Genomic DNA, 24,824 nt, shown 5'->3' with positions numbered 1-24,824 from the left:
AAAAGGATGCACAGGCGATTTCCCTCCCCGCCAAAAGAGGGATCACCAAGCCTTACGGGATCAGCCTCTCGGCGCGCAGCCGATCGAACAGCGCGAAGAAGGCGTCGTCGGTCGGCTGATAGGCGGTGAAGCCCATTCGGCGGCTCTTCGACATGTCGGTGACCACCTCGATCGGCCGGCCGAGATCGGCATCGGTGTGCCAGGGCGAGGCGAGGCGGGCGAGATTCGGCTCCGCCAGCCCGTCGCGCTCCGCGATCGTGCGCCACAGGTCCGCGTCCCCGGCCATCTGCTGCTCGAGCGGCTGCACGCTGCCGTCGAACGGCGCGGGCGCCAACCCGAACCATGCGGCGATGCGTGCCCACATCCATTGCCAGCGGAAGACGTCGCCGTTGACGACGTTGAACGCCTCGTTCGCCGCCGCCGGCGTCTCGGCCGCCCAGAGCAGGTGGCGGGCGAGCTGGCCGGCATCGGTCATGTCGGTGAGCCCGCTCCACTGCGCGGCGGAACCGGGAAAGCGGAACGGACGCCCGGTTTCACGACACAGGCTGGCGTAGACGGCGAGCGTCGTGCCCATGTTCATCGCATTGCCGACCGCCTTGCCGATCACGGTATGCGGGCGATGCACGCTCCAGCGGAAACCGTCGCGTTCCGCCGCGGCGAACACTTCGTCTTCCTGGGCATAATAGAAATTGTCGACGTCCAGCCGCCCCTGCTCCTCGCGGAACGGCGTTTGCGGGAGGCTGCCCTTCCCATAGGCCTCGAACGGGCCGAGATAGTGTTTGAGCCCGGTGACCAGCGCGACATGGCGCGGGCCCTTGGGCCTGGGCAGCCCGTCGAGCAGGTTGCGCACCATCGCCGAATTGACCCGGATATTCTCCGCCTCGCTGTCCTGCCGCAGCCAGGTAGTGATGAACACGGCGTCCGGGTTCACCTCCGCCAGCGCCTGCGCGGTAGCCGCCGCATCGGTGAGGTCGGCGGCGATCGGTGCCACCCCCGGCTGTTCGACCGGGCGGCGCGCCAGCCCGTGCACCGTCCAGCCCTCTGCCACCAGCAGGTCCGCCGTAGCACTTCCGACGATGCCACTTGCGCCTACCACCAAAGCCGTCTTGGCCATGCTTGCCTCCATAAAGCGTTGGAGGGCGACCTAGGCAGCCGCGCCCAAGGCTTCTAGACGGCACCAAATCGGAACCTAGGCACCAAAAGGACCCCAGCCATGCGGCCAGGAACGGCGGACTCGGAATGGCGCGAGGATTGCGCGCCGCGGCGCGTGCTGGCGCTGTTCGCCACCAAATGGACGAGCATGGTGCTGCACACGCTCCACGCGCGCCATGGCGGCGCGGCGCGATCGGGGGTGCTGCTGCGCAGCCTGCCGGGCATCTCGAAGAAGATGCTGACCCAGACGCTGCGCGACATGGAGGAAACCGGTCTGATCGACCGGATCGTCCAGAACGCGGTGCCGCCGGCGGTGGAATACCGGCTGACACCGCTGGGCAACCGGTTCGTCGAGCCGGTCGAATTGCTCTATGCCTGGGGGCGCGACAATGCCGATGCACTCGACCAGCTCGGCAGCCGGCCCACCGCCCGTCGCGCGTGACCAACTGGCCAAGTCCCCAACGCTCGTCATCCCGGCGGAAGCCGGGATCCATTCGCCACTCGGTGTCAGCAAGAGCCTCGACGGAGGCGCCAATGGATTCCGGCTTTCGCCGGAATGACGAAGTTTAGAGTGCCGCCATGCCTGATCAGTGGCTGTCGCGCGGCAGGCCCTTGGTCTGGGCGATGCGCTGATACTTCACCGCATTCTCGAACACCGCGCCGCCGTCGAACTGGCCGACCAGCCCGCGATGGATTTCCTGCCACGGCGTCTGCGATTCGGGCACATAGTCGATGCCGAGCTCGGCGCGGCGCTGCGCCAGTTCCTCGTCACTGACCAGCATGTCGGCGCTGCGCGTGTTGAGGTCGATGCGGATGCGGTCGCCGGTGCGGACCAGTGCGAGCCCGCCGCCCACCGCCGCTTCGGGCGCGGCGTTGAGGATCGAGGGGCTGCCGCTGGTGCCCGACTGGCGGCCGTCGCCCAGGCACGGCAGCGCGTGGACGCCCGCCTGGATCAGCGCCACCGGCGGGCGCATGTTCACCACCTCGGCGCCGCCCGGATAGCCGACCGGCCCGGCACCGCGCATGATCAGCACGCACTTCTCGTCGATGCCGAGCGCGGGATCGTCGATGCGGTGGTGGTAATCCTCCGGCCCGTCGAACACGATCGCGCGGCCTTCGAACGCGCCCGGATCTTGCGGGTTGGAGAGATAGCGCGCGCGGAACTCGTCCGAGATCACGCTGAGCTTCATCACCGCATTGTCGAACAGATTGCCCGACAGCACGGTCAGCCCCGCCGCCGGCCGCAGCGGCGTGGCGAGCGGGCGGATCACGTCGTCGTCCTCGATCTCCGCCGTGCCGACATTCTCGGCGATGGTGCGGCCGTTGACGGTCAACGCGTCGCCGTGGAGCATGCCGGCGCGGTACAATTCGCCCATCACCGCGGGCACGCCGCCGGCGCGGTAGAAATCCTCGCCGAGATAGGTGCCGGCCGGCTGCAGGTTGACCAGCAGCGGCACGTCGGCGCCGTGCGATTCCCAGTCTGCCAGGCTCAGCTCGACGCCGATGTGGCGGGCGATCGCGTTGAGGTGGATCGGCGCGTTGGTCGATCCGCCGATCGCGGAGTTCACCCGGATCGCGTTGAGGAACGCCTCACGCGTCAGCACGTCGCTGGGCTTGCGATCGGCCAGCGTCATCTCGACGATCTGCAGGCCGGTGCGATAGGCGCACTCCGCGCGGTCGCGGTACGGCGCGGGAATCGCGGCCGAGCCCGGCAGCGACATGCCGAGCGCCTCGGCCATCGAGTTCATCGTCGTCGCGGTGCCCATGGTGTTGCACCAGCCGGTCGACGGCGCCGACGAAGCGACGAGCTGGATGAAGCCCTTGTAATCGATTTCGCCGGCCGCGAGCATCTCGCGCGCCTTCCACACGATCGTGCCCGATCCGGTACGCTCGCCCTTGAACCAGCCGTTGAGCATCGGCCCGACCGACAGCGCGATCGCGGGGATGTTCACCGTGGCGGCGGCCATGAGGCAGGCCGGGGTCGTCTTGTCGCAGCCGATCGTCAGCACCACGCCGTCGATCGGATAGCCGTACAGCGTCTCGACCAGGCTGAGATAGGCGAGGTTGCGGTCGAGCCCCGCGGTCGGCCGCTTGCCGGTTTCCTGGATCGGGTGCGTCGGGAACTCGATGGCGATGCCGCCGGCCTCGCGGATGCCCTCGCGCACCCGCTTGGCGAGTTCGAGATGGTGGCGATTGCAGGGGCTCAGGTCGCTGCCGGTCTGGGCGATGCCGATGATCGGCTTGCCGGATTGCAGCTCCTCCAGGCTCAACCCGAAGTTCAGGTAGCGCTCGACATAGAGCGCCGTCATGTCGGGGTTATCGGGGTTGTCGAACCAGGCGCGCGAGCGCAGCGGCGCGCGACGAGTTCCAGCTTCTTCGGTCATGATTCCTCCGCTACGGGGGTGCCCCAGGCGTCGTGGCCCAGCTTGATAACCGCCGCGCACGTCCATAGGAAGCATATATATCTTATAAAAGGATGGGCTGATATGTCGGAGCGGATTCGTCTTGGGTTGGTAGGTATCGGCAAGATCGCGCGTGATCAGCATCTGCCGGCGCTGGCGGGCGAGGATCGCTTCGAGCTGGTCGCAACCGCGAGCCGCAACGCATCGATCGACGGCGTGCCGGCACATACCGACATCGAGTCGCTGATCGCCGGAGGGCATGACCTGAACGCGGTGTCGCTCTGCACCCCGCCCGAGGGCCGCTACGACCAGGCCCGCCTGGCGATCGAGGCCGGGCTCAACGTGATGCTGGAGAAGCCGCCGGCCGCGACGCTCACCGAAATCTTCGACCTTGCCGAACGCGCTCGGGACAAGGGCGTGACGCTGTTCACCACCTGGCACTCGCGCGAGGCAGCGGGCGTCGAGCCGGCCAAGGCCTGGCTGGAAGGCAAGCAGATCACCGCCGCGCGGATCACCTGGCGCGAGGACATCCGTCGCTGGCACCCGGGGCAGGAATGGATCCTGGCTGCGGGCGGCTTCGGCGTGTTCGATCCGGGCATCAACGCGCTGTCGATCGTGACCAAGATCCTGCCCGACGCGCTGCTGCTCGACCAGGCGTGGATGGAAGTGCCGGAGGGCCGCGCCTCGCCGCTCCGCGCCAAGCTGCACATGCGCAGCGGCGGTGCGGCGGTGACCGCGGACTTCGACTTCCTCCAGACCGGCCCGCAGACCTGGGACATCGAGGTCGATACCGATGCCGGCACGCTGCGCCTCGGCATGGGCGGCAGCGTCCTGCAGCTGCCGGGCGAGGAAGAGCAGAAGGCGCCGGACCGCGAATATGCGCGGCTCTATGCCCGCTTCGCCGAGCTGGTGGCAGCGCAGCAGAGCGACGTCGATGTGCGCCCGCTCCAGCTGGTTGCCGATGCCTTCCTGGTCGGCGAACGCGCGATCGGCGAGACCTTCGCCTTCTGAACCGCGCCGGCGCCCGCTTGCCCGGGCGCCGGCATTTTCAATTGATCCCGCCCGCGTCGCTACGCCGTTCGACATATTTTGCGACAACCTTTTTGTGGCACCACGGAAACGTGGCATCTAATGCCGAGTTTGGCAGTGACCGGTGGTTCGGCATTCCTCGGACCACCCCTAAGCGGGTTCTGAAATTTGAACGCTCCGACCAGCTATGGCCGTTCGGGCCTGATCCTTGTTGCATCGGCCCTGCTCCTCGCCTCCTGCGGTTCCGGCGACGGCGCCGGCAAGCAGCAGGGCGGCGGCCGCCGGGGACCATCGGGCCCGCCGCAGGTCGGCTATGTCGTGGTCCAGCCGGGCAGCGTGCCGATGACGACCGAACTCGCCGGCCGAGTCACCGCGTTCCAGATGTCGCAGGTGCGGCCGCAGGTCGCCGGCATTGTCCAGCGCCGCTTCTTCAAGGAAGGCGAAGTCGTCCGCCAGGGCGAGACGCTCTACCAGATCGACCCCAGCCTCTATCAGGCCAGCGTCGCCCAGGCGCAGGCCAATCTGCAGAACGCCCAGGCGAACCTGGAAGCGGCGCGGATCAAGGCCGATCGTTACAAGCCGCTCGCCGCGATGCAGGCGGTCAGCCAGCAGGATTACACCGACGCCGTGGCCCAGGCGCGGCAGGCGGCAGCGCAGGTCGCGCAGCAGCGCGCCGCGCTGCAGACCGCGCAGATCAACCTGCGCTTCACCCGCGTGCCCGCCCCGATCACCGGCCGCATCGGCCGTTCGCTGTTCACCGAGGGCGCACTCGTCACGGCCAACCAGGCCGATCCGCTGGCGGTGATCGAGCGGCTCGACCCGATCTTCGTCGATATCCAGCAATCGAGCGCCGACCTGCTCGCCCTGCGCAAGGCACTCGCGCGCGACGGCATCGCGCCGGTCAGCGCCAGCGTGCGGCTGAAGCTGGAAGACGGCAGCGACTATGGCGCGACCGGCACGGTCGAGTTCACGGAAGTGATCGTCAGCGAGAGCACCGGCACCGTCACGCTGCGCGCGCGCTTCCCCAATCCGCAGAACATCCTGCTGCCGGGCATGTTCGTCCGCGCCCTGTTCGCCCAGGCGATCGATACCCAGGCCTATCTGGTGCCGCAGGCCGGCGTGTCGCGCGATCCCAAGGGCAACGCGACCGTCTATGTCGTCGGGCCGGGCAACAAGGCCGTGGCGCGCACCGTCGTCGCGGATCGCACGATCGGGCAGAACTGGGTGATCACCCAGGGGCTTGCCCCCGGCGACAAGGTGATCGTGCAGGGCACGGCGAACCTCAAGCCGGACATCGACATCAAGCCGGTGCCGGCGAGCGCGCCGCAGAAGATCGAGCCGCCCAAGAAGGGCCAGGGGCAAGGCGGCGCCCAGACCAAGGGCGGCAGCCAGGCCAAGGCGGGCTGAGCCCCCATGTCGCGCATCTTCATCGACCGGCCGATCTTCGCCTGGGTACTGGCCATCATCGTGATGCTGATGGGCCTGGCGGCGATCTTCTCGCTGCCCATCGCGCAATATCCGGACATCGCGCCGCCGCAGGTCAACATCCGCGCCACCTATCCCGGCGCCTCGGCCGAGACGGTGCAGAACAGCGTCACCCAGGTGATCGAGCAGCAGCTGAGCGGCATCGACGGCCTGCTCTATTTCAGCAGCTCGTCCACCTCGCGCGGCCAGGTGTCGATCTCCGCCACGTTCGAGAAGGGCACCAACCCGGACATCGCCCAGGTGCAGGTGCAGAACAAGGTGCAGCAGGCGCTCTCCCGCCTGCCCACCCAGGTGCAGCAGCAGGGCCTCACCGTCACCAAGTCGAACCCCGACTTCCTGATGATCGTCGGCGTCTATGATTCGACCGACCAGAAGACCAATCTTGACGTCTCGGACTGGCTCGCCTCGAACCTGCAGGATCCGCTGTCACGCATCGAGGGCGTGGGCGACACCAACGTGTTCGGCGCGCCTTATGCGATGCGCATCTGGCTGAACCCGTCGCGGCTCGCCAGCTATGGCCTGATCCCCAACGACGTCATCACCGCCATCCAGGCACAGAACACCGAAATCGCCGCCGGTGAACTCGGCGGCCAGCCGATGCCGCAGGAGCAGATGCTCAACGCGACGGTGACGTCGCAGTCGCGGCTGCAGACGCCGGAGCAGTTCGCGAACATCATCGTCAAGACCGACGCGACCGGCGCGGCGGTGAAGCTGCGCGACGTGGCGCGCGTCGAGCTGGGCTCGGACAACTATAATTCGTCGAGCCGGATCAACGGCCATCCCGGCGCCGGTCTCGCCATCTCGCTGTCGCCGGGCGCCGACGCGCTCAAGACCGCCGATCTGGTGAAGACCCAAGTCGAGGCTGCCGCCAAGGGTTTCCCGGCGGGCTTCAAATACGCCTATGCCAACGACACGACCGGCTTCATCAAGCTCTCGATCGAGGAAGTGGTGAAGACGCTGGTCGAGGCGATCATCCTCGTCGTCATCGTGATGTTCGTGTTCCTGCAGAGCTGGCGCGCGACGCTGATCCCGGCGATCGCGGTGCCGGTGGTGCTGCTCGGCACCTTCGGCGTGTTCTACGCGCTCGGCTTCTCGATCAACACGCTCACGCTATTCGGGCTCGTCCTCGCCATCGGCCTGCTCGTCGACGACGCGATCGTCGTCGTCGAGAATGTCGAGCGACTGATGGAAGAAAATCCCGAGATGACGCCGCGCGAGGCGACGATCCGCTCGATGGACGAGATCCAGGTCGCGCTGGTCGCGATTGCGCTCGTCCTGTCGGCGGTGTTCCTGCCGATGGCGTTCTTCGGCGGATCGACCGGCGTGATCTACCGCCAGTTCTCGGTGACGATCGTCTCGGCGATGGTGCTCTCGGTGCTCGTGGCCCTTGTGCTGAGCCCCGCGCTCACCGCCACGCTGCTCAAGCAGAAGAGCCAGGAAAAGGACGTCGAGGACACGTGGATGGCCCGCCGCTTCCCGTGGATTGGGCGCGGGCTGCACACGGCCAAGACCAGGTTCAACAACGGCTTCGATCGCGGCGTCGAGCGCTACACCGGCTGGGTGCAGGCGGTGATCGACCGCAAGTGGATCTTCCTGCTGCTCTACGTCGCGGTCTGCGCGCTGCTGGTGCTGATGTTCGTGCGCCTGCCCACCGGCTTTCTGCCGACCGAGGACCAGGGTGCCGCCTCCGTGCAGTTCCGCCTGCCCGCCGGCGCCACCATGTCGCGCACCAAGGAAGTCCAGCTCGCGGTGGAGAAGTATTTCCTGACGCAGGAAGCCAAGAACGTCTCGGTAATGTTCTCGGTCGCCGGCGGCGGCGGCGGTGGCGGACCGGCCGGGCAGAATACCGGCCAGGGCTTCCTCAACCTCACCGACTGGTCCGATCGCAAGGGCGCGGACAACAGCGCAGACGGCATCGTCAACCGCGCGGCCGGCGCCTTCCGCAACTTCCGCGACGCGCAGGTCTTCGCGCTGGTGCCGCCCGCCATTCGCGGCCTCGGCCAGTCGACCGGCTTCACCATGGAGCTGCTCAATTCCAGCGGGATGAGCCGCGAGCAGTTCGTCGCCGCGCGCGACAAGCTGCTCGCCGCCGCCAACAGCGATCCGGAACTCGCGCAGGTCCGCCTCACCGACCTGCCCGACGTCGCCACGCTGAAGGTTGATCTCGACCAGCAGAAGCTCGCAACGCTGGGCCTCGCCCAGACCGACGTGAACTCGACGCTGTCGACCGCCTGGGGCGGCCGCTACGTCAACGACTTCATCGATCGCGGCCGGGTGAAGCGCGTCTATGTGCAGGGCGACGCGCCCTATCGCTCCGAGCCCGGCGACCTCGCCCAGTGGTTCGTGCGCAGCAGCAATGGCCAGATGGCGCCGTTCACCTCCTTCGCCTCGACCAGCTGGGCGACGGCGCCGACGTCGATGGCGCGGTTCAACGGCGTGCAGTCGTTCGAGTTCAGCGGCCAGGCGGCACCGGGCAAGAGCTCGGGCGACGCGATGCAGCGCATCGCCGAACTCGCCGCGCAGATCCCCGGCACCAGCATCGCCTGGGCGGGCCTGTCCTATCAGGAGCGGCTCTCCTCGGGCCAGGCGCCGCTCCTGTACGGCGTGTCGTTGCTCGTCGTGTTCCTGTGCCTTGCCGCGCTGTACGAGAGCTGGTCGATCCCGATCGCGGTGCTGCTCGTCATCCCGCTCGGGCTGGTCGGCGCGATCTTCGCGGTGACGCTGCGCGGCCTGCAGAACGACGTCTATCTGCAGATCGGCCTGCTGACGACGATGGGCCTCGCCGCCAAGAACGCGATCCTGATGATCGAATTCGCCGAACAGGCGGAGAAGCAGGGCAAGCGCGTGATCGAGGCGGCGCTGGACGCGGCGCGCATCCGTCTCCGCCCGATCCTGATGACCAGCCTCGCCTTCATCTTCGGCGTGCTGCCGCTGGCGATCTCGACCGGCGCCGGCGCCAACAGCCGCATCGCGATCGGCACCTCGGTGATCGGCGGCATGCTGACCGCGACGATCCTCGCGATCTTCTACATCCCGCTGTTCTTCGTGCTCGTCCGCCGCGGCGTGCGCGACGGCCTGGCCGCGCTGCGCAACCGCCGCCATCGCAACATTCCGGAGGCCAAGGCATGAAGCGCGCGCTGACGCTCCTCTCCACGGTCGCGCTCGCCGGCTGCTCGATGGCGCCGAAGGACGTGCGCCCCGAAGCACCGGTGCCGCCGAGCTGGCCCGCGGGCGATTCCTACCTGCGCGAGAGCGAGGCGACCCTGCCCGCGCTCAGCTGGCGCGAGGTGTTCCGCGACGCCCGCCTGCAGACGCTGATCGAGCAGGCACTCGCCAACAACCGCGACCTGCGCGTGGCGGCGGCAAACATCGCCGCGGCGCGCGCGCAGTACGAGATCCAGCGCGGCGCGCAGCTGCCCCAGGTCGATGCCAGCCTGGGCATCACCGAGCGGCGCGGCAACGTCGGCAACGTCGGCAACGGTGTTGGCACGGGTACGGGCAATACGGGGAACACCGGCAATGTCGGCGGCGGCCTGCGCACCAACTATTCGACGCAGGTCGGGATCACCGGCTTCGAGCTCGACCTGTTCGGCCGCCTCGCCTCGCTCACCCGCGCGCAGCAGGACAGCTATTTCGCCACCGAGGCGGGCGCCCGCGCGACACGGCTGACCCTGGTCGGCGACATCGCCACTGCCTGGCTCACCTATGCCTCGGACGCGAGCCTGCTCGCCGTCGCGCAGCAGACCGCGAAGAGCGCCGAGGACAGCGTCCGCCTCACCCGTGCGCGCCTCGAAGGCGGCGTCGCCCCCCGCACCGACCTGCGCCAGGCCGAGCAGACGCTCGCCACCGCGCAGAACGACGTCGCGCGCCAGACCACCGCGCTCGCGCAGGACGTCAACGCGCTGCGGCTGCTCGCCGGTTCCGAGATCGACCCGGCGCTGCTGCCGGCCTCGATCGAGCAGGCAGCACCCACCATCGCCGCGGTGCCTGCCGGGCTCGATTCGAGCATCCTGCTGCGCCGGCCGGACGTGGTGCAGGCCGAATATCAGCTGCGCGCCGCCAACGCCCAGATCGGTGCGGCCCGCGCCGCCCTGTTCCCGCGCATCAGCCTGACGACCGTGCTCGGCTTTGCCAGCACCGCGCTGTCGAGCCTGTTCGACGGCGACGCGTTCACCTGGCAGGCCGGCGGCACGGGCACCTATTCGATCTTCCGGGGCGGCGCCGGACGCGCCAACGTCCGGCTTAGCGAAGCGCAGCAACAGGCGCAGGTCGCCAATTACGAGCGCGCGATCCAGACTGCGTTCCGCGACGTCGCCAACGCGCTGGCGGTGCGGGGGACGATCGACGCGCAGGTGCGCGCCACCCAGCTCCAGGCCGACGCCGCCGCCGACACCTTCCGGCTGAGCGAGGCGCGCTATCGGGGTGGCATCGACACTTTCCTGCAGAGCCTGGTCTCGCAGCGCTCGCTCTATGCGGCGCAGCAGCAGCTGGTGACGGTGCAGCTCACCGCGGCGACCAACCGGGTGAACCTCTATCGCGCGCTGGGCGGCGATTCGCAGCTCGAGGTGACGCGCGAAGGGCCGAAGCCGGCGGACGCAGGCGGAACTGCACCGAACCCAGGCGGTTGACCGCACGCCCCTGCTTGTGGCAGGCGCTTCCGCAGCGGGCGGGTATAGCACAATGGTAGTGCAGCAGCCTTCCAAGCTGAATACGCGGGTTCGATTCCCGCTACCCGCTCCACCGGACAAAGCATGACAGCAGATCCCGCCCCGCTCGCACTCTATGTGCATTGGCCGTTCTGCGTGTCCAAATGCCCCTATTGCGACTTCAACAGCCATGTCCGCGAGCGCGTCGACCAGGCGCGGTGGCGCGATGCCCTGCTGGCCGATCTGGCGCATGAGGCCGCAGTGCTGCCCGGGCGGCGGCTCGGCTCGATCTTCTTCGGCGGCGGCACGCCTTCGCTGATGCCGCCGGAAACGGTCGCTGCGATCATCGATGCGGCGGCCAAGGCCTGGAGCTTCGAGGACGGCATCGAGATCACGCTGGAGGCCAACCCCTCCTCGGTCGAAGCCGCGCGCTTCGCCGATATCGCGAGAGCCGGGGTGAATCGCGTGTCGCTCGGCCTCCAGGCGCTCGATGACGAGGCGCTGGTCTTCCTCGGCCGCGCGCACGGCGTCGACGAAGGGCTGGCGGCGCTCGCCACGGCGCAGGCGGCGTTCGCGCGGGTCAGTTTCGACCTGATCTATGCGCGCCCCGGCCAGTCGCTCGCGGCATGGGAGGCGGAGCTGCGTCGCGCGATCGGTTTCGGCACCGAGCATCTCTCGCTCTACCAGCTGACCATCGAGCCGGGCACGCGCTTCGCGACGCTCGCCGCGAAGGGCCAGCTGACCATCCCCGATGCCGATATGGGCGCCGACCTGTTCGAGATGACGCGCGCGATCACCGCGGCGGCGGGGCTGCCGGCCTATGAGATCTCCAACCACGCCCGCCCCGGCGCGGAAAGCCGGCACAACCTCACCTATTGGCGCTACCGCGACTATGCCGGCGTCGGGCCCGGCGCGCATGGCCGGCGCGGGGGGCTCGCGACGCTGCGGCACAAGAAGCCGGAGAACTGGCTGGCGGCGCTGGATCGCAACGGCCACGGGATGGAGCGCGAGGATCGGCTGGCTCCCGCCGATCGCGCGATCGAGGCGCTGCTGATGGGGCTGCGGATCGGCGAAGGCGTCGATCTCGATCGTATCGCCACACTGGCGGACGGTGCGCCGCCGATCGACGCGAAGGCGCTCGACCGTATCGTGCAGCAAGGGCTGGCCGAGCGCGACGGCACACGGCTCCGGATCACCGAGGCCGGCATGCCGGTGCTGGAAGCCATCCTGCGCGAGATTGTCGACTAAACTCCACAACCGTCATCCCGGCGAAAGCCGGGATGACAATTTGGGCGTTGGCCCTTCTTACTGCGCGCTGGCCGGCGCCGCGGACACGGTCACGATCGACCCGTCGCGCACTTCCTGCACCTCCAGCGCGCGCGCGGCGATGCCGTCCCGCCCGAAGCGGAAGGCGCCGTCGACGCCGCCGAAATCATGGTCGACCAGCATCGATGCCGGGAAGTCGGTGTTGTTCTTCCAGTCGCGCGCGATGCGCACGGTCAGCAGCACCGCGTCATAGCCGAGTGCCGACAGGCGATAGGGCGCCGCGCCGAAGCGGGTGCGGTACTTCACCGCATATTGGCGGTACACGCCGTCCGGCACGCTGGCGAACCACGAGCCGTTGAGCACCGGCCGGCTGGCGATTGCCGAATCGGTGTTCCACAGCTCGGTGCCGAGCACCCGCGCCGCCTTGCCCGTGCCCGAGCGGCGGATCGCCGGCACTGCGACGGTGGCGGAGCCGGCGCTGCCCGCGATCAGGATCGCCTGGTATGGCACGCCCGAAAGCCTGGCGATCGCCGCGTTCATCGAGCCGGGCCGCGCATCGTAATTCTGCATCGACAGCACCTTGCCGCCGGCGCCTTCGACGGCGCGGAGGAACGCGGTCGAGGTCCGCTGGCCATAGACGCCCGAGGGGATCAGCCCGGCGAACTGGGTGATGCCGTTGCCCTTGGCATAATCGACCACGCGCTCGATCGACTGGGTCGGCGAATAGCCCAGCAGGTACACGCCATTGCCCGCCGCGCTGGCGTCGTTCGAGAAGCTGAGCACCGGCACGCGCGCCTTGCGCGCCACCGGCGCCACCGCGCGGGCGTCCTCGCCGAGCAGCGGGCCGAGGATCAGCTTGTTGCCCTCCGCCACCGCGCGCTCGGCTGCCGCCACTGCGCCGCCGGGCCCGGCGGTGTCGTAGCTGGTGATGCGGATCGCATCGGTGTTGGTGTCGAGGATCGCCAGCTGCGTCGCGTTCTGCAGCGAGCGGCCGAGTCCGGCATTGGTGCCGCTGAGCGGCACCAGCAACGCGATACGGTGGCGGGCGACATCCTGCGGCAATCCCTGCTGGATCGGCGCGCTGGGCTTGTCCGCCGGACGCTCCGCCGGCGCGGGCGGCGCGGACGGCGGACCGCCGCGCGGCGCGACGCAGGCGCTGGCCAGAAGGGCGAGACCGGTCACGGCCAAACGAAGGGACGCGATGCGTCCCGGTTGCGATCTGCCGCTGCCCTCTGCCATGACACTCCCCGATGGAAAACACGCTTGCGCCCGGCCTCTATATCGTCGCCACTCCGATCGGCAATCTCGGTGACCTGTCGCCGCGCGCCAGCATGATACTCTCACAAGCCGATGTGGTTGCAGTGGAAGACAGCCGGGTGACCGCCGGGCTGCTCCGCCACATCGGCGTGAAGCGGCCGATGCAGCCCTATCACGACCATAATGCCGATGCCGTGCGCCCCGGCCTGATCGCGCGGATGGGCACCGAGGCGGTGGCGCTGGTCTCCGATGCCGGCACGCCGCTGATCTCCGATCCCGGCTACAAGCTGGTGCGCGATGCCCGCGCCGCCGGCCATATGGTGGTGACGATCCCCGGCCCCTGCGCCGCGATCGCCGCGCTGACGCTGGCCGGCCTGCCGACCGATCGCTTCTTCTTCCTCGGCTTCCTCCCCAGCAAGGCGCATGCCCGCGCCGAGGCGATCGCCGAGGTCGCTGCGATCAAGGCGACGCTGGTGCTGTACGAATCGGGCCCGCGCCTTTCCGCCTGCCTTTCGGCGCTGGCCGAGGGGCTGGGGGACCGCGAGGCGGGCGTCGCGCGCGAGATCACCAAGAAGTTCGAGGAATGCGTGACCGGCACGCTCTCCACCCTCGCCACCCGCTATGCCGAGGCGCCACCCAGGGGCGAGATCGTCATCATCGTCGGCCCGCCGGGCGAGGCGCCGCCCGCAACGCTCGAAGACGGGGAAGCCGCGCTGGTGGAGGCGCTGACCCGCCTGCCCGCGTCCAAGGCGGCGGGCGAAGTCGCCAAGAAGCTGGGGCTCGACCGCAAGGCGCTCTACGCCCGCGCCATGGAACTGAAGGGGTGAGGGACCGCCGCGCCGCAGAAGCCCGCGGCCGCGACGGCGAGCGGCGCGCCGCCTGGTGGCTGTGGCTGCGCGGCTGGCGCATCCTCGACCAGCGGGTGCGCACCCCGGCCGGGGAGATCGATATCGTGGCAAGGCGCGGCAACCTCGTGGCGTTCGTCGAGGTGAAGACGCGGAAATCTGCCGCCGAACTCGATTATGCGATCGACGAACGCCGCCTCGCCCGGGTCGCCGCGGCGGCCGAATTGCTGATGCCGCGCTATGCCGGGCCGGGCGACGATATCCGCGTCGACGTGATCCTCATTGCCCCGCGCACCTTGCCCCGCCATATCGAGAACGCGTGGATCGGGTGACGTAGCCCGGCAAGACACCTCAGGAGGCAGAATGTCGCTTACCGTCGCCGTGCAGATGGACCCGCTCGATTCGATCAACATCGCCGGCGATTCGAGCTTCGCGCTGATGCTCTCCGCCCAGGCGCGCGGGCACCGGCTGTTCCATTATGCGCCCGAGGACCTGAACTACAGCGCGGGCCGCGTGTGGACCAGGGCGCATCCGGTGACGGTGCAGCGGGTGGACGGCGAGCATTTCACCTTCGGCGATCCCGTGCAGCTCGATCTCGGCGACGAGGCCGACGTGGTGCTGATGCGCCAGGACCCGCCCTTCGACCTCGGCTATATCACCGCCACCCACCTGCTCGAGCGGATCGCCGATCGCACGCTGGTGGTGAACGACCCCGCGCAGGTCCGCAATGCGCCGGAGAAGGTGTGGGTGCTCGATTTCGCGCAGTTCATGCCGCCGACGCTGGTCACCCGCTCGGTCGAGGAAGCAAAGGCCTTCCTTGCCGAACATGGCGAGATCGTCGTCAAGCCGCTCCACGGCAATGGCGGCAAGGCGATCTTCAAGATCGGCCGCGACGGCGCCAACCTCTCCTCGCTGATCGAGGTGTTCAACACCGCCTATCGCGAACCGCACATGGTGCAGGCCTTCCTCCCGGACATCGTCAAGGGCGACAAGCGCATCGTGCTGGTCGACGGCGAAGTGGCGGGCGCGATCAACCGGCTGCCGGGCGAGGGCGAGATCCGCTCCAACCTCGCCGTCGGCGGATCGGCCGCCAAGACCGAACTGACCGACCGGGAGAAGGAAATCTGCGCCGTGCTGGGGCCCGAACTGAAGAAGCGCGGGCTCCTTTTCGTCGGGATCGACGTTATCGGGGGGCAATGGCTGACCGAAATCAACGTCACGTCCCCCACGGGCATCGTCGCGATCGACCGGTTCAACGGCACCGACACCGCGGGCATGATCTGGGATGCGATCGAGGCCCGGGTGGCCGCACGCGGCTGATCGGGTTCTGACGCGATGGGCATGGTGATCGGCTGGGGCTATTGGGGCATCTTCCTGTTGATGGTGCTCGAGAACGTGATTCCTCCGGTGCCGTCCGAGGCGATCATGGGAATGGCCGGCGTGGGCGCGGCGCGCGGGCATTTCGATCCGGTGCTGCTGGTGGTGGTGGGGACGCTGGGCACCGTGCTAGGCAACCTGTTCTGGTGGGAGATCGGGCGGCGGCTCGGCTATGCGCGGCTGAAGCCCTTCGTTGCGCGCTGGGGCCGCTGGCTCACCGTCGAGTGGCACGATGTCGAACGGTTCAAGGGCTATTTCGATCGCTGGGGAGGTCCCACGATCTTCGTGTTCCGCTTCATGCCCTTCGGCCGCACGATCATCTCGCTGCCGGCGGGGCTGATGCACATGTCGTTCTGGAAGTTCTGCCTCTACACCGCCGCAGGCAGCGCGCTGTGGAATGCCGCACTGGTCGGCGTCGGCTATGGTCTCGGCGCCGCCATCTCGGAAATCGACCGCTTCATTACACCGGCAATTCTCATCGGCGTCGCGGCGATGCTGATCTTCTATATTTGGCGGGTACTTACCTGGAAGCCGCGCGAGGCTTGACCGACCGCTCCCGGCCGTCGGCAGCCTGCCGGCCCTCGCGGCGGGAGACCCACGCAAATCCGGGCAAATCGCCCGTTATTGCTCTTGCGAACAAGTTGCAAAGATAATCCTGCCCCTAACCCCAATCCCGGGTTGCAGCCTCGCTATTATAGGCCTATCCCGCCCTCGCTTTCGCGGCGCATGACCACGCGACCGCTTTGCTTGGAACCAACCAAGGAGATTCCATGGCCCGCAAGAAGATCGCACTGATCGGCTCCGGCATGATCGGTGGCACGCTCGCGCACCTCGCCGCCATCAAGGAACTGGGCGACATCGTCCTGTTCGACATTGCCGAGGGCACGCCGCAGGGCAAGGCGCTCGACATCGCACAGTCCGGCCCGGTCGAAGGGTTCGACGCGAACCTCAAGGGCGCGAACAGCTACGAGGACATTGCGGGCGCCGATGTCTGCATCGTCACCGCCGGCATCCCGCGCAAGCCGGGCATGAGCCGCGACGATCTTCTCAAGACCAACCTGGGCGTGATGAAGGCCGTGGGCGAGGGCATCGCAGCCCATGCGCCCGACGCCTTCGTGATCTGCATCACCAACCCGCTCGACGCGATGGTGTGGGCGCTCCGCGAGTTCTCGGGGCTGCCGCACCAGAAGGTCGTCGGCATGGCCGGCGTGCTCGACTCGGCCCGCTTCCGCCACTTCCTCGCCGAGGAATTCAACGTCTCGGTAGAGGACGTCACGGCCTTCGTGCTGGGCGGCCACGGCGACACGATGGTCCCGGTGATCGAATATTCGACCGTCGCCGGCATCCCGGTGCCCGATCTGATCAAGATGGGCTGGTCCACCCAGGAGCGCATCGACGCCATCGTCGCCCGCACCCGTTCGGGCGGCGGCGAGATCGTCGCGCTGCTCAAGACCGGCTCGGCCTTCTATGCCCCGGCCACCAGCGCGATCGCGATGGCCGAGAGCTACCTGAAGGACAAGAAGCGCCTGTTGCCCTGCGCCGCGCACCTCACCGGCCAGTACGGCGTCGACGACATGTATGTCGGCGTGCCGATCGTGATCGGCAAGGACGGCGTCGAGCGGATCGTCGAGATCGAGCTGAACCCCACGGCGAAGCAGAATTTCGACGTCTCGGTCGACGCGGTCAAGGAACTGGTCGCGGCATGCAAGTCGATCGACTCCTCGCTCGCCTGATCCTTCCCGCGCTTCTGGCGGTGCCGGGCGTCGCTTCCGCACAGGAAGCGGTCGCCACGGCACCGACGGAGCCGGTGGCGCTGTTCCGTGCGGTGTGCATGGGCGGCAGCGCCCGGTTGACTCGCGGCATGTCCGAAGCGGCGACCTATGCGACGCTGCCGCTGCCAGCGCAGCGGGCGATCGGCATCGGTGCCGCATCGACCACCAATGCCGCCGATGCGCTGAAGACGCCCGCCCCCGCCGCGGCCGAGGTGCCCAACAGCATCTACCGCATCGCCGGCGCCAACACCTATCTGTTCGTACCCAAGGCCGGCACCGCTGCCGGCACCCTCGCCGAATCGTGCATGGTCCTCTGGATCGGCGGCGGCGATGAGTATCTCGCGGCCCGCAAGATCGTGCTGCCGAGCGAGGAAAAGGTGCCGCTCTACGTGCGCCCCGAATCCAAGCCCGACCGCGCGACCTTCACGGCCGCTTCGTTCGGCACGACGCAATACGCGCTCGCCACGTTCGGCGGCTGGATTGCGCTGCGCTCCTACACCCCTCCCAGCGACCCGGAAAAGGCGAACTGAATGAGCATCCTCGTCGACAAGAACACCAAGGTCATCGTCCAGGGGATGACCGGTGCCACCGGCACGTTCCACACCGAGCAGGCGCTTGCCTATGGCACGCAGATGGTCGGCGGCGTCACCCCCGGCAAGGGCGGTAGCACGCATATCGGCCTGCCCGTGTTCAACACGGTCGCCGAAGCCAAGTCGAAGACCGGCGCCGACGCCAGCGTGATCTACGTGCCGCCCCCCTTCGCGGCCGATTCGATCCTCGAGGCGATCGACGCCGAGATCCCGCTGATCGTCGCGATCACCGAAGGCATTCCGGTGCTCGACATGGTCAAGGTGAAGCGCGCGCTGTCGGGCTCCAAGTCGCGCCTGATCGGCCCGAACTGCCCGGGCGTGCTAACGCCGGGCGAGTGCAAGATCGGCATCATGCCGGGCAGCATCTTCTCGAAGGGCTCGGTGGGCGTCGTGTCGCGCTCGGGCACCCTCACCTATGAGGCGGTGTTCCAGACCACCAATGCGGGCCTCGGCCAGACCACGGCGGTCGGCATCGGCGGTGACCCCGTCAACGGCACCAACTTCATCGACGTGCTCGAGCTGTTCCTGGCCGACGACGCCACCCAGTCGATCATCATGATCGGCGAGATCGGTGGTTCGGCCGAGGAAGAGGCCGCGCAGTTCCTGATCGACGAGGCCAAGCGTGGCCGCAAGAAGCCGATGGCCGGCTTCATCGCGGGCCGCACCGCGCCTCCGGGCCGCCGCATGGGCCATGCCGGCGCGATCGTCTCGGGCGGCCAGGGCGGCGCCGAGGACAAGATCGCGGCGATGGAAGCCGCCGGCATCCGCGTCTCCCCCAGCCCCTCGCTGCTCGGCGAGACGCTGATGGAAGTGCTCAAGGGCTAAACTGCAACGGTAGCGCTCCTATATAGGTGGGAATGGGAGCGCTAACACGAACGGAAGCATGATCATGGGCTATGAAGGCCTCGACTTCGACGACATCGCCGGCGGCGTGAGCCCCGGCTTCGTTGAGACCCTGTACCGGCGCTACAAGAGCGATCCGGCTTCGGTGGAACCGAGCTGGCGTGCCTGGTTCGAGGGTCTCGAATCGACGGCCTCCGGCCCCAGCTGGCAGCGGACCAACTGGCCGCTGACCGAAACCGACGCGCTCACGGCCGGGCTCGACCCCACCCAGATGGAGCCCGCGCCGAAGCCCGCCAAGGGCGGCGCCCCGGCCAAGCCGGCGGCCCCCGCCGCCTCGACGGCGGACGTGACCAAGGCCGCGGAAGATTCGATCCGCGCGATGATGCTGATCCGCACCTACCGGGTGCGCGGCCATCTCGCCGCCAATCTCGATCCGCTGGGCCTCGCCCGCCAGAACCTGCCCGCCGATCTGACGCCGGAATATCACGGCTTCTCGGGCGCCGATCTCGATCGTCCGATCTATCTCGGCGGCGCGCTCGGCCTGCAGCACGGCACGGTGCGCGAGATCGTCGCGATCCTGCAGGCCAATTACTGCGGCAATGTCGGCCTCGAATACATGCACATCGCGGACGTGGAGGAGCGCCGCTTCCTCCAGGACCGGATGGAAGGCAAGGACAAGGAGATCAACTTCACGCCCGACGGCAAGAAGGCGATCCTGTCCAAGGTGATCGAAGCCGAGCAGTGGGAAAAATTCCTCGGCAAGAAGTACGTCGGCACCAAGCGGTTCGGCCTCGACGGCGGCGAATCGATGATCCCGGCGATGGAAGCGATCATCAAGTACGGCGGCCAGCAGGGCGTCCGCGAGATCGTGTACGGCATGGCCCATCGCGGCCGCCTGAACATGCTCGCCAACGTCATGGAAAAGCCGTTCCGGATCATCTTCCATGAGTTCGGCGGCGGCTCGGCCAATCCGGACGACGTCGCCGGTTCGGGCGACGTGAAGTACCATCTCGGCACCTCCACCGACCGCCAGTTCGACGGCATCAGCGTCCATATGTCGCTGGTCGCCAACCCGTCGCACCTCGAAGCGGCCGATCCGGTCGTGCTCGGCAAGGCGCGCGCGCTGCAGACGATCCGCGGCGACCTGGAAAAGCACGAGCAGGTGCTGCCGGTGCTGATCCATGGTGACGCGGCGTTCGCCGGCCAGGGCATCGTGTGGGAGACGCTCGGCTTCTCCGGCATCCGCGGCTACAATACCGGCGGCTGCATCCACTTCGTCATCAACAACCAGGTCGGCTTCACGACGAGCCCGCAGTTCGCGCGCTCCTCGCCCTATCCGTCGGACGTCGCCAAGGGCGTCCAGGCGCCGATCCTCCACGTCAATGGCGACGATCCCGAAGCCGTGACCTTCGCGTGCAAGGTGGCGATCGAGTTCCGCCAGGCATTCCACCGCGACATCGTGATCGACATGTGGTGCTATCGCCGCTTCGGCCACAATGAAGGCGACGAGCCCGGCTTCACCCAGCCGCTGATGTACCAGAAGATCCGCCAGCACCCCGGTGTGAGCAGCATCTATGGCCAGAAGCTGATCGCCGAGGGCGTGGTCGACCAGGGCTTCATCGACGAGAAGACCACCCAGTTCACCACGCTGCTCGAAGGCGAGTTCGAAGCGGGCAAGACCTATCTGCCGAACAAGGCCGACTGGTTCGCCGGCCGCTGGTCTGGCCTCGGCGCACCGTCGGACGGCGAAGGCGCACGCCGCAATGTCGAGACCGGCATCGAGAAGAAGCTGTTCGACAGCCTCGGCCGCACGCTGACCACGGTTCCGCAAGATCTCGAGATCCACAAGACCCTCGGCCGCGTGCTCGATGCGAAGCGCGAGATGTTCAAGTCGGGCGTCAATTTCGACTGGGCGACCGGCGAGGCGCTCGCCTTCGGCGCGCTGCTTTCGGAAGGCTATACCGTGCGCCTGTCCGGCCAGGATTCGGGCCGCGGTACCTTCTCGCAGCGCCACGCCGTCTGGGTCGATCAGAAGACCGAGGCCAAGTACGTGCCGCTCACCACGGTGCCGCATGGCAGCTTCGAGGTGCTCGATTCGCCGCTCAGCGAATATGGCGTGCTCGGCTTCGAGTACGGCTATGCGCTCGCCGATCCAAAGGCGCTGGTGATGTGGGAAGCGCAGTTCGGCGACTTCGTGAACGGCGCGCAGATCATGATCGACCAGTTCATCGCGTCGGGCGAGTCCAAGTGGCTCCGCGCCAACGGCCTGGTGATGCTGCTGCCGCACGGCTATGAAGGCCAGGGCCCCGAGCACAGCTCGGCGCGTCCGGAGCGCTTCCTCCAGCTCTGCGCGCAGGACAATATGCAGGTGGTGAACATCACCACCCCGGCGAACTATTTCCACCTGCTCCGCCGGCAGATGCACCGCAACTTCCGCAAGCCGCTGATCCAGATGACGCCGAAGTCGCTGCTCCGCCACAAGATGGCAGTGTCGAGCGCCGAGGAGTTCCTGGGCGACAGCCACTTCAAGCGGATCCTGTCGGACCCCAACGCGCCCGCGGATACCGAGGTGAAGCGCCTCGTGCTCTGCACCGGCAAGGTCGCCTACGACCTGATCGAGGCGCGCGACGCGGCGGGCGACAAGAACACCGCGATCGTCCGGATCGAGCAGCTCTACCCGTTCCCGGGCGAGCCGCTGACCGAGCGGCTGAAGCGCATGACCAACCTCGAAGAGGTGGTGTGGGCGCAGGAAGAGCCGAAGAACAACGGCTATTGGTTCTTCGTCGAGCCGCTGATCGAAGAGTGCCTCATCGGCGCTGGCACGAAGGTACAGCGTCCGCGCTACGCGGGTCGTGCCGCGGCGGCATCGCCCGCCACCGGCCTGATGAAGCGCCACACCGCAGAGCAGGGCGCGCTCGTTGCCGACGCGCTCGGCCATAATGTCCGCGAAGAAATCCGCCGCACCCGGAAAGGTTGAGAATGGCCACCGAAGTCAAAGTCCCCGTACTGGGCGAATCGATCACCGAAGCCACCGTCGGTGAATGGCTGAAGAATCCGGGCGATCCCGTCCGCGCCGACGAGCCGATCGCCAGCCTCGAGACCGACAAGGTCTCGGTCGAAGTCCCGTCGCCGGTTGCCGGCGTGATGGGTGAGCATGTCGTCAAGGTCGGCGACACCGTCGAAGTCGGCGCCGTGATCGCGATCATCGCCGATGCCGGCGGCGCCACTGCCGCGCCGGCCGCTGCCGCTCCGGCTCCGACCCCGGCACCCGCCGCTGCCCCGGCGCCCGCCGCCGATGCCGCCGCGCTGTCGCCGTCGGTGCGCCGTGCGGTGCTCGAGACCGGTGTCGATCCCTCGACCGTGCAGGGCACCGGCAAGGACGGCCGCCTGACCAAGGACGACGTGATCGCCGCCGCGACCGCCAAGCCTGCTGCCGCTCCGGCCCCGGCCGCTGCCCCGGTTGCCGCTCCGGCTTCGACCGGCGGCCGCAAGGAAGAGCGCGTGCGGATGACCCGCCTGCGCCAGACCGTCGCCAAGCGCCTCAAGGAAGCGCAGAACACCGCCGCGATGCTCACCACGTTCAACGACGTGGACATGACCGCGGTGATCGAGGCGCGCGCCAAGTACAAGGATCTGTTCGAGAAGAAGCACGGCGTTCGCCTGGGCTTCATGGGCTTCTTCGTGAAGGCCGCCTGCATGGCGCTGAAGGACATCCCCGGCGTCAACGGCTCGATCGAAGGCGACGAGATCGTCTATCACGATTATTGCGACGTGTCGGTCGCGGTCTCGGCCCCGCAGGGCCTGGTCGTGCCGGTGATCCGCGATGCGCAGGACCTGTCGGTCGCCGGCATCGAGCGCACGATCGGCGATTTCGGCAAGCGCGCCAAGGACGGCACGCTGAAGATGGACGAGATGAAGGGCGGCACCTTCACCATCTCGAACGGCGGCGTGTTCGGCTCGCTGATGTCGACCCCGATCATCAACCCGCCGCAGTCGGCCGTGCTCGGCCTGCACCGCATCGAGGACCGTCCGGTCGTCCGTAACGGCCAGGTCGTCGTCCGCCCGATGATGTACCTCGCGCTCAGCTACGACCACCGCCTGGTCGACGGCCGCGAGGCGGTGACCTTCCTCGTCGCGATCAAGAACGCGATCGAGGATCCGACCCGCCTGCTGATCGACCTCTGATATACTTTGTGCCCCCGCGAAAGCGGGGGCCCAGGGTAGGAGAATACATCGCTTGTGGCCCTGGGCTCCTGCTTCCGCAGGAGCACGGAACCAAGGAGAAGCCCTACGAAATCCGGCTGCGTGTACATCATGGCCAACAAGCGCAACGGCACGATCTATGTCGGATCGACCAGCGACTTGCCCGGCCGGGCGTACCAGCATCGTAGCGGCATGATCGAGGGCTTCACCAGGGACAAGGGCTGCACGCTCCTCGTCTGGTACGAGGCGCATGAGGATCTGGACGGGGCGCGGCTTCGCGAACGCCAGATGAAGAAATGGAAGCGGGCGTGGAAGATCGCACTGATCGAACGCGACAACCCGCAGTGGAAGGATTTGTACGGAACGCTCTTCGGCTGAGCCGCGCGATGGCGCCGGATCGAGGAACGTCCTTCGCAACCCTGGGCTCCTGCCTTCGCAGGAGCACGGATATGGCTGGACCCGCCCGCTCCCCTGCGAAAGCAGGGGCCCAGAGCCCCGGGCGACACAGCCGGTAGTTTAAGCGCCCGCACGCGCACGCATGGAGCGGAAAATGGCTGAATATGATTTCGACGTCCTGATCATCGGTTCCGGCCCCGGCGGCTATGTCGCGGCGATCCGCGCGGCGCAGCTGGGTCTCAAGACCGGCTGCGTCGAAGCCCGCGAGACGCTGGGCGGCACCTGCCTCAACGTCGGCTGCATCCCGTCCAAGACGCTGCTCAACGCGTCCGAGCTGTTCCACGAAGCCGCTTCGGGCGCGCTCGCCAAGCACGGCGTCAAGCTCGGTTCGGTCGAACTCGACCTGCCGACGATGATGGCCGACAAGGACAAGGCCGTGAAGGGCCTGACCGGCGGCATCGAATTCCTGTTCAAGAAGAACAAGGTCGAATGGGTGAAGGGCCTCGGCACCTTCATCGACGCGCACACCGTGCAGGTCGGCGAGCGCACCGTCACCGCCAAGAACATCGTCATCGCCACCGGCTCGTCGGTCACCCCGCTGCCGGGCGTGACGGTCGACCAGAAGGTCGTCGTCGATTCCACCGGCGCGATCGCGCTGGACAAGGTGCCGGCGAACATGGTCGTCATCGGCGGCGGCGTGATCGGGCTCGAGCTCGGCTCGGTCTGGCAGCGCCTCGGCGCCAAGGTGACCGTGGTCGAGTATCTCGACCAGCTGCTCCCCGGCATGGACGGTGAAATCCGGAAGGAAGCTGCCAAGATCTTCAAGAAGCAGGGCATGGAGATCAAGCTCTCCACCAAGGTGACCGGCGTGGTCGTGAACGGCGACAAGGCCAGCGTGACCGTGGAGCCCGCTGCCGGCGGTGCTGCCGAAACGCTGGAAGCCGATGTCGTGCTCGTCGCGATCGGCCGTCGTCCGAACACCGAGGGCCTGGGCCTCGACAAGATCGGCCTCGCCACCAACCAGCGCGGCCAGATCGAGACCGACCACAGCTTCCGCACCGCGGTCGACGGCGTGTGGGCGATCGGCGACGTGATCCCGGGCCCGATGCTCGCGCACAAGGCCGAGGACGAAGGCATCGCGGTGGCCGAGAACATCGCCGGCCTGACCGGCATCGTGAACCACGCGGTGATCCCGAGCGTCGTCTACACCCACCCCGAAATCGCCGGCGTCGGCCTCACCGAGGAGCAGGCACGCGAAAAGGGCGAAGTGAAGGTCGGCAAGTTCCCGATGGCCGGCAACAGCCGCGCCAAGGCGATCGACGACACCACCGGCTGGGTGAAGGTGATCGCCGATGCCAAGACCGACCGCGTGCTCGGCGCCTGGATCATCACCGCGCCGGCCGGCACGATGATCGCCCAGGTCGCCCAGGCGATGGAATTCGGCGCGACCTCCGAGGACATTGCGTACACCTGCCATGCCCACCCGACGCATTCCGAAGCGATCAAGGAAGCGGCGATGGGCGTGCTCGGCAAGCCGATCCACATCTGAGGGCTCTCGAGT

The 24,824-nt window shown here is 67.9% G+C and carries 20 protein-coding genes and 1 tRNA gene; 18 read left to right on the top strand and 3 right to left on the bottom strand.

Features of this window, described 5'->3' with window-relative positions; translation table 11 throughout:
* Positions 1-52: 52 nt before the first annotated feature.
* Complete coding sequence (locus SPI01S_RS20435) at positions 53-1,114, bottom strand: SDR family oxidoreductase (RefSeq protein ID WP_066727012.1); 1,062 nt, start codon at positions 1,112-1,114, stop codon at positions 53-55.
* A gap of 99 nt (positions 1,115-1,213) precedes the next feature.
* Between SPI01S_RS20435 and SPI01S_RS20430 the strand changes: the two genes are divergently transcribed.
* Entirely contained in the window at positions 1,214-1,594 is a 381-nt protein-coding gene (locus SPI01S_RS20430) for a winged helix-turn-helix transcriptional regulator (protein WP_066727010.1), read from the top strand.
* Positions 1,595-1,739: 145 nt separating this feature from the next.
* Here the strand turns inward: SPI01S_RS20430 and SPI01S_RS20425 are convergent, their stop codons facing one another.
* Entirely contained in the window at positions 1,740-3,536 is a 1,797-nt protein-coding gene (locus tag SPI01S_RS20425; RefSeq protein WP_066727008.1) for an IlvD/Edd family dehydratase, read from the bottom strand.
* A gap of 102 nt (positions 3,537-3,638) precedes the next feature.
* Between SPI01S_RS20425 and SPI01S_RS20420 the strand changes: the two genes are divergently transcribed.
* From SPI01S_RS20420 to hemW, 6 genes are all read left to right on the top strand, one after another.
* Positions 3,639-4,565, top strand: a complete 927-nt coding sequence (locus SPI01S_RS20420) for a Gfo/Idh/MocA family protein (protein ID WP_066727004.1) — start codon at positions 3,639-3,641, stop codon at positions 4,563-4,565.
* Between the two features lie 186 nt (positions 4,566-4,751).
* Positions 4,752-5,990 (top strand): efflux RND transporter periplasmic adaptor subunit, encoded by a 1,239-nt coding sequence (locus tag SPI01S_RS20415; protein WP_066727003.1) that lies wholly within the window; start codon positions 4,752-4,754, stop codon positions 5,988-5,990.
* Positions 5,991-5,996: 6 nt separating this feature from the next.
* Positions 5,997-9,197, top strand: a complete 3,201-nt coding sequence (locus SPI01S_RS20410) for an efflux RND transporter permease subunit (RefSeq protein ID WP_066727002.1) — start codon at positions 5,997-5,999, stop codon at positions 9,195-9,197.
* Entirely contained in the window at positions 9,194-10,696 is a 1,503-nt protein-coding gene (locus tag SPI01S_RS20405) for an efflux transporter outer membrane subunit (protein ID WP_066727000.1), read from the top strand. The genes SPI01S_RS20410 and SPI01S_RS20405 overlap by 4 nt, the downstream gene beginning before the upstream one ends.
* Before the next feature lie 38 nt (positions 10,697-10,734).
* Positions 10,735-10,808, top strand: a tRNA-Gly gene (locus SPI01S_RS20400).
* An 11-nt stretch (positions 10,809-10,819) separates the two neighbouring features.
* Entirely contained in the window at positions 10,820-11,962 is a 1,143-nt protein-coding gene (gene hemW / locus SPI01S_RS20395) for a radical SAM family heme chaperone HemW (RefSeq protein WP_066726998.1), read from the top strand.
* Positions 11,963-12,019: 57 nt separating this feature from the next.
* On the opposite strand, the gene SPI01S_RS20390 is transcribed toward hemW, so the two are convergent.
* Entirely contained in the window at positions 12,020-13,219 is a 1,200-nt protein-coding gene (locus tag SPI01S_RS20390) for a penicillin-binding protein activator (protein WP_066726996.1), read from the bottom strand.
* A gap of 11 nt (positions 13,220-13,230) precedes the next feature.
* On the opposite strand from SPI01S_RS20390, the gene rsmI reads away from it, so the two are divergent.
* The 11 genes from rsmI to lpdA all read left to right on the top strand — a co-directional run bounded on the left by rsmI (position 13,231) and on the right by lpdA (position 24,812).
* Positions 13,231-14,064 carry a 16S rRNA (cytidine(1402)-2'-O)-methyltransferase gene (gene rsmI / locus SPI01S_RS20385; protein WP_066726994.1) on the top strand — a complete coding sequence of 278 codons (834 nt, stop codon included), beginning with the start codon at positions 13,231-13,233 and terminating at the stop codon, positions 14,062-14,064.
* Complete coding sequence (locus SPI01S_RS20380) at positions 14,061-14,414, top strand: YraN family protein (RefSeq protein ID WP_066726992.1); 354 nt, start codon at positions 14,061-14,063, stop codon at positions 14,412-14,414. Before rsmI ends, SPI01S_RS20380 begins: the two co-directional genes overlap by 4 nt.
* A 31-nt stretch (positions 14,415-14,445) precedes the next feature.
* On the top strand, positions 14,446-15,402 hold the full coding sequence (gshB, locus tag SPI01S_RS20375) for a glutathione synthase (protein WP_066726990.1): 957 nt from the start codon (positions 14,446-14,448) through the stop codon (positions 15,400-15,402).
* A 15-nt stretch (positions 15,403-15,417) separates the two neighbouring features.
* A complete protein-coding gene (locus SPI01S_RS20370) occupies positions 15,418-16,005 on the top strand; it encodes a DedA family protein (RefSeq protein WP_066726988.1) in 588 nt (195 codons plus the stop codon).
* Between the two features lie 224 nt (positions 16,006-16,229).
* Positions 16,230-17,192, top strand: a complete 963-nt coding sequence (gene mdh, locus SPI01S_RS20365; RefSeq protein WP_066726986.1) for a malate dehydrogenase — start codon at positions 16,230-16,232, stop codon at positions 17,190-17,192.
* Positions 17,162-17,761, top strand: a complete 600-nt coding sequence (locus SPI01S_RS20360; protein WP_066726984.1) for a hypothetical protein — start codon at positions 17,162-17,164, stop codon at positions 17,759-17,761. Before mdh ends, SPI01S_RS20360 begins: the two co-directional genes overlap by 31 nt.
* The gene (gene sucD / locus SPI01S_RS20355; protein WP_066726982.1) at positions 17,762-18,646 is read left to right on the top strand and encodes a succinate--CoA ligase subunit alpha; all 885 of its coding nucleotides are present in this window, start codon (positions 17,762-17,764) and stop codon (positions 18,644-18,646) included.
* A gap of 64 nt (positions 18,647-18,710) precedes the next feature.
* Positions 18,711-21,641, top strand: a complete 2,931-nt coding sequence (locus SPI01S_RS20350) for a 2-oxoglutarate dehydrogenase E1 component (protein ID WP_174539144.1) — start codon at positions 18,711-18,713, stop codon at positions 21,639-21,641.
* Between the two features lie 2 nt (positions 21,642-21,643).
* A complete protein-coding gene (gene odhB, locus SPI01S_RS20345) occupies positions 21,644-22,849 on the top strand; it encodes a 2-oxoglutarate dehydrogenase complex dihydrolipoyllysine-residue succinyltransferase (protein ID WP_066726978.1) in 1,206 nt (401 codons plus the stop codon).
* Positions 22,850-22,969: 120 nt separating this feature from the next.
* Positions 22,970-23,245 carry a GIY-YIG nuclease family protein gene (locus SPI01S_RS20340; protein ID WP_281179456.1) on the top strand — a complete coding sequence of 92 codons (276 nt, stop codon included), beginning with the start codon at positions 22,970-22,972 and terminating at the stop codon, positions 23,243-23,245.
* Positions 23,246-23,417: 172 nt separating this feature from the next.
* Complete coding sequence (gene lpdA, locus SPI01S_RS20335) at positions 23,418-24,812, top strand: dihydrolipoyl dehydrogenase (protein WP_066726974.1); 1,395 nt, start codon at positions 23,418-23,420, stop codon at positions 24,810-24,812.
* The last annotated feature ends 12 nt before the right edge of the window (positions 24,813-24,824 follow it).

Source organism: Sphingomonas pituitosa NBRC 102491, assembly GCF_001598435.1.
Classification (GTDB): Bacteria; Pseudomonadota; Alphaproteobacteria; order Sphingomonadales; family Sphingomonadaceae; genus Sphingomonas; species Sphingomonas pituitosa.
Note: the sequence above shows the minus strand (reverse complement) of the source record. Positions and strands in the feature narration are given on the sequence as shown.

Bases quoted from the DNA above. Each gene is read 5' to 3' on its own strand.
- SPI01S_RS20435 (WP_066727012.1), bottom strand. From the start codon at position 1,114: ATGGCCAAGACGGCTTTGGTGGTAGGCGCAAGTGGCATCGTCGGAAGT.
- SPI01S_RS20430 (WP_066727010.1), top strand. From the start codon at position 1,214: ATGCGGCCAGGAACGGCGGACTCGGAATGGCGCGAGGATTGCGCGCCG.
- SPI01S_RS20425 (WP_066727008.1), bottom strand. From the start codon at position 3,536: ATGACCGAAGAAGCTGGAACTCGTCGCGCGCCGCTGCGCTCGCGCGCC.
- SPI01S_RS20420 (WP_066727004.1), top strand. From the start codon at position 3,639: ATGTCGGAGCGGATTCGTCTTGGGTTGGTAGGTATCGGCAAGATCGCG.
- SPI01S_RS20410 (WP_066727002.1), top strand. From the start codon at position 5,997: ATGTCGCGCATCTTCATCGACCGGCCGATCTTCGCCTGGGTACTGGCC.
- SPI01S_RS20405 (WP_066727000.1), top strand. From the start codon at position 9,194: ATGAAGCGCGCGCTGACGCTCCTCTCCACGGTCGCGCTCGCCGGCTGC.
- hemW (WP_066726998.1), top strand. From the start codon at position 10,820: ATGACAGCAGATCCCGCCCCGCTCGCACTCTATGTGCATTGGCCGTTC.
- SPI01S_RS20390 (WP_066726996.1), bottom strand. From the start codon at position 13,219: ATGGCAGAGGGCAGCGGCAGATCGCAACCGGGACGCATCGCGTCCCTT.
- rsmI (WP_066726994.1), top strand. From the start codon at position 13,231: ATGGAAAACACGCTTGCGCCCGGCCTCTATATCGTCGCCACTCCGATC.
- gshB (WP_066726990.1), top strand. From the start codon at position 14,446: ATGTCGCTTACCGTCGCCGTGCAGATGGACCCGCTCGATTCGATCAAC.
- SPI01S_RS20370 (WP_066726988.1), top strand. From the start codon at position 15,418: ATGGGCATGGTGATCGGCTGGGGCTATTGGGGCATCTTCCTGTTGATG.
- mdh (WP_066726986.1), top strand. From the start codon at position 16,230: ATGGCCCGCAAGAAGATCGCACTGATCGGCTCCGGCATGATCGGTGGC.
- SPI01S_RS20360 (WP_066726984.1), top strand. From the start codon at position 17,162: ATGCAAGTCGATCGACTCCTCGCTCGCCTGATCCTTCCCGCGCTTCTG.
- sucD (WP_066726982.1), top strand. From the start codon at position 17,762: ATGAGCATCCTCGTCGACAAGAACACCAAGGTCATCGTCCAGGGGATG.
- SPI01S_RS20350 (WP_174539144.1), top strand. From the start codon at position 18,711: ATGGGCTATGAAGGCCTCGACTTCGACGACATCGCCGGCGGCGTGAGC.
- odhB (WP_066726978.1), top strand. From the start codon at position 21,644: ATGGCCACCGAAGTCAAAGTCCCCGTACTGGGCGAATCGATCACCGAA.
- lpdA (WP_066726974.1), top strand. From the start codon at position 23,418: ATGGCTGAATATGATTTCGACGTCCTGATCATCGGTTCCGGCCCCGGC.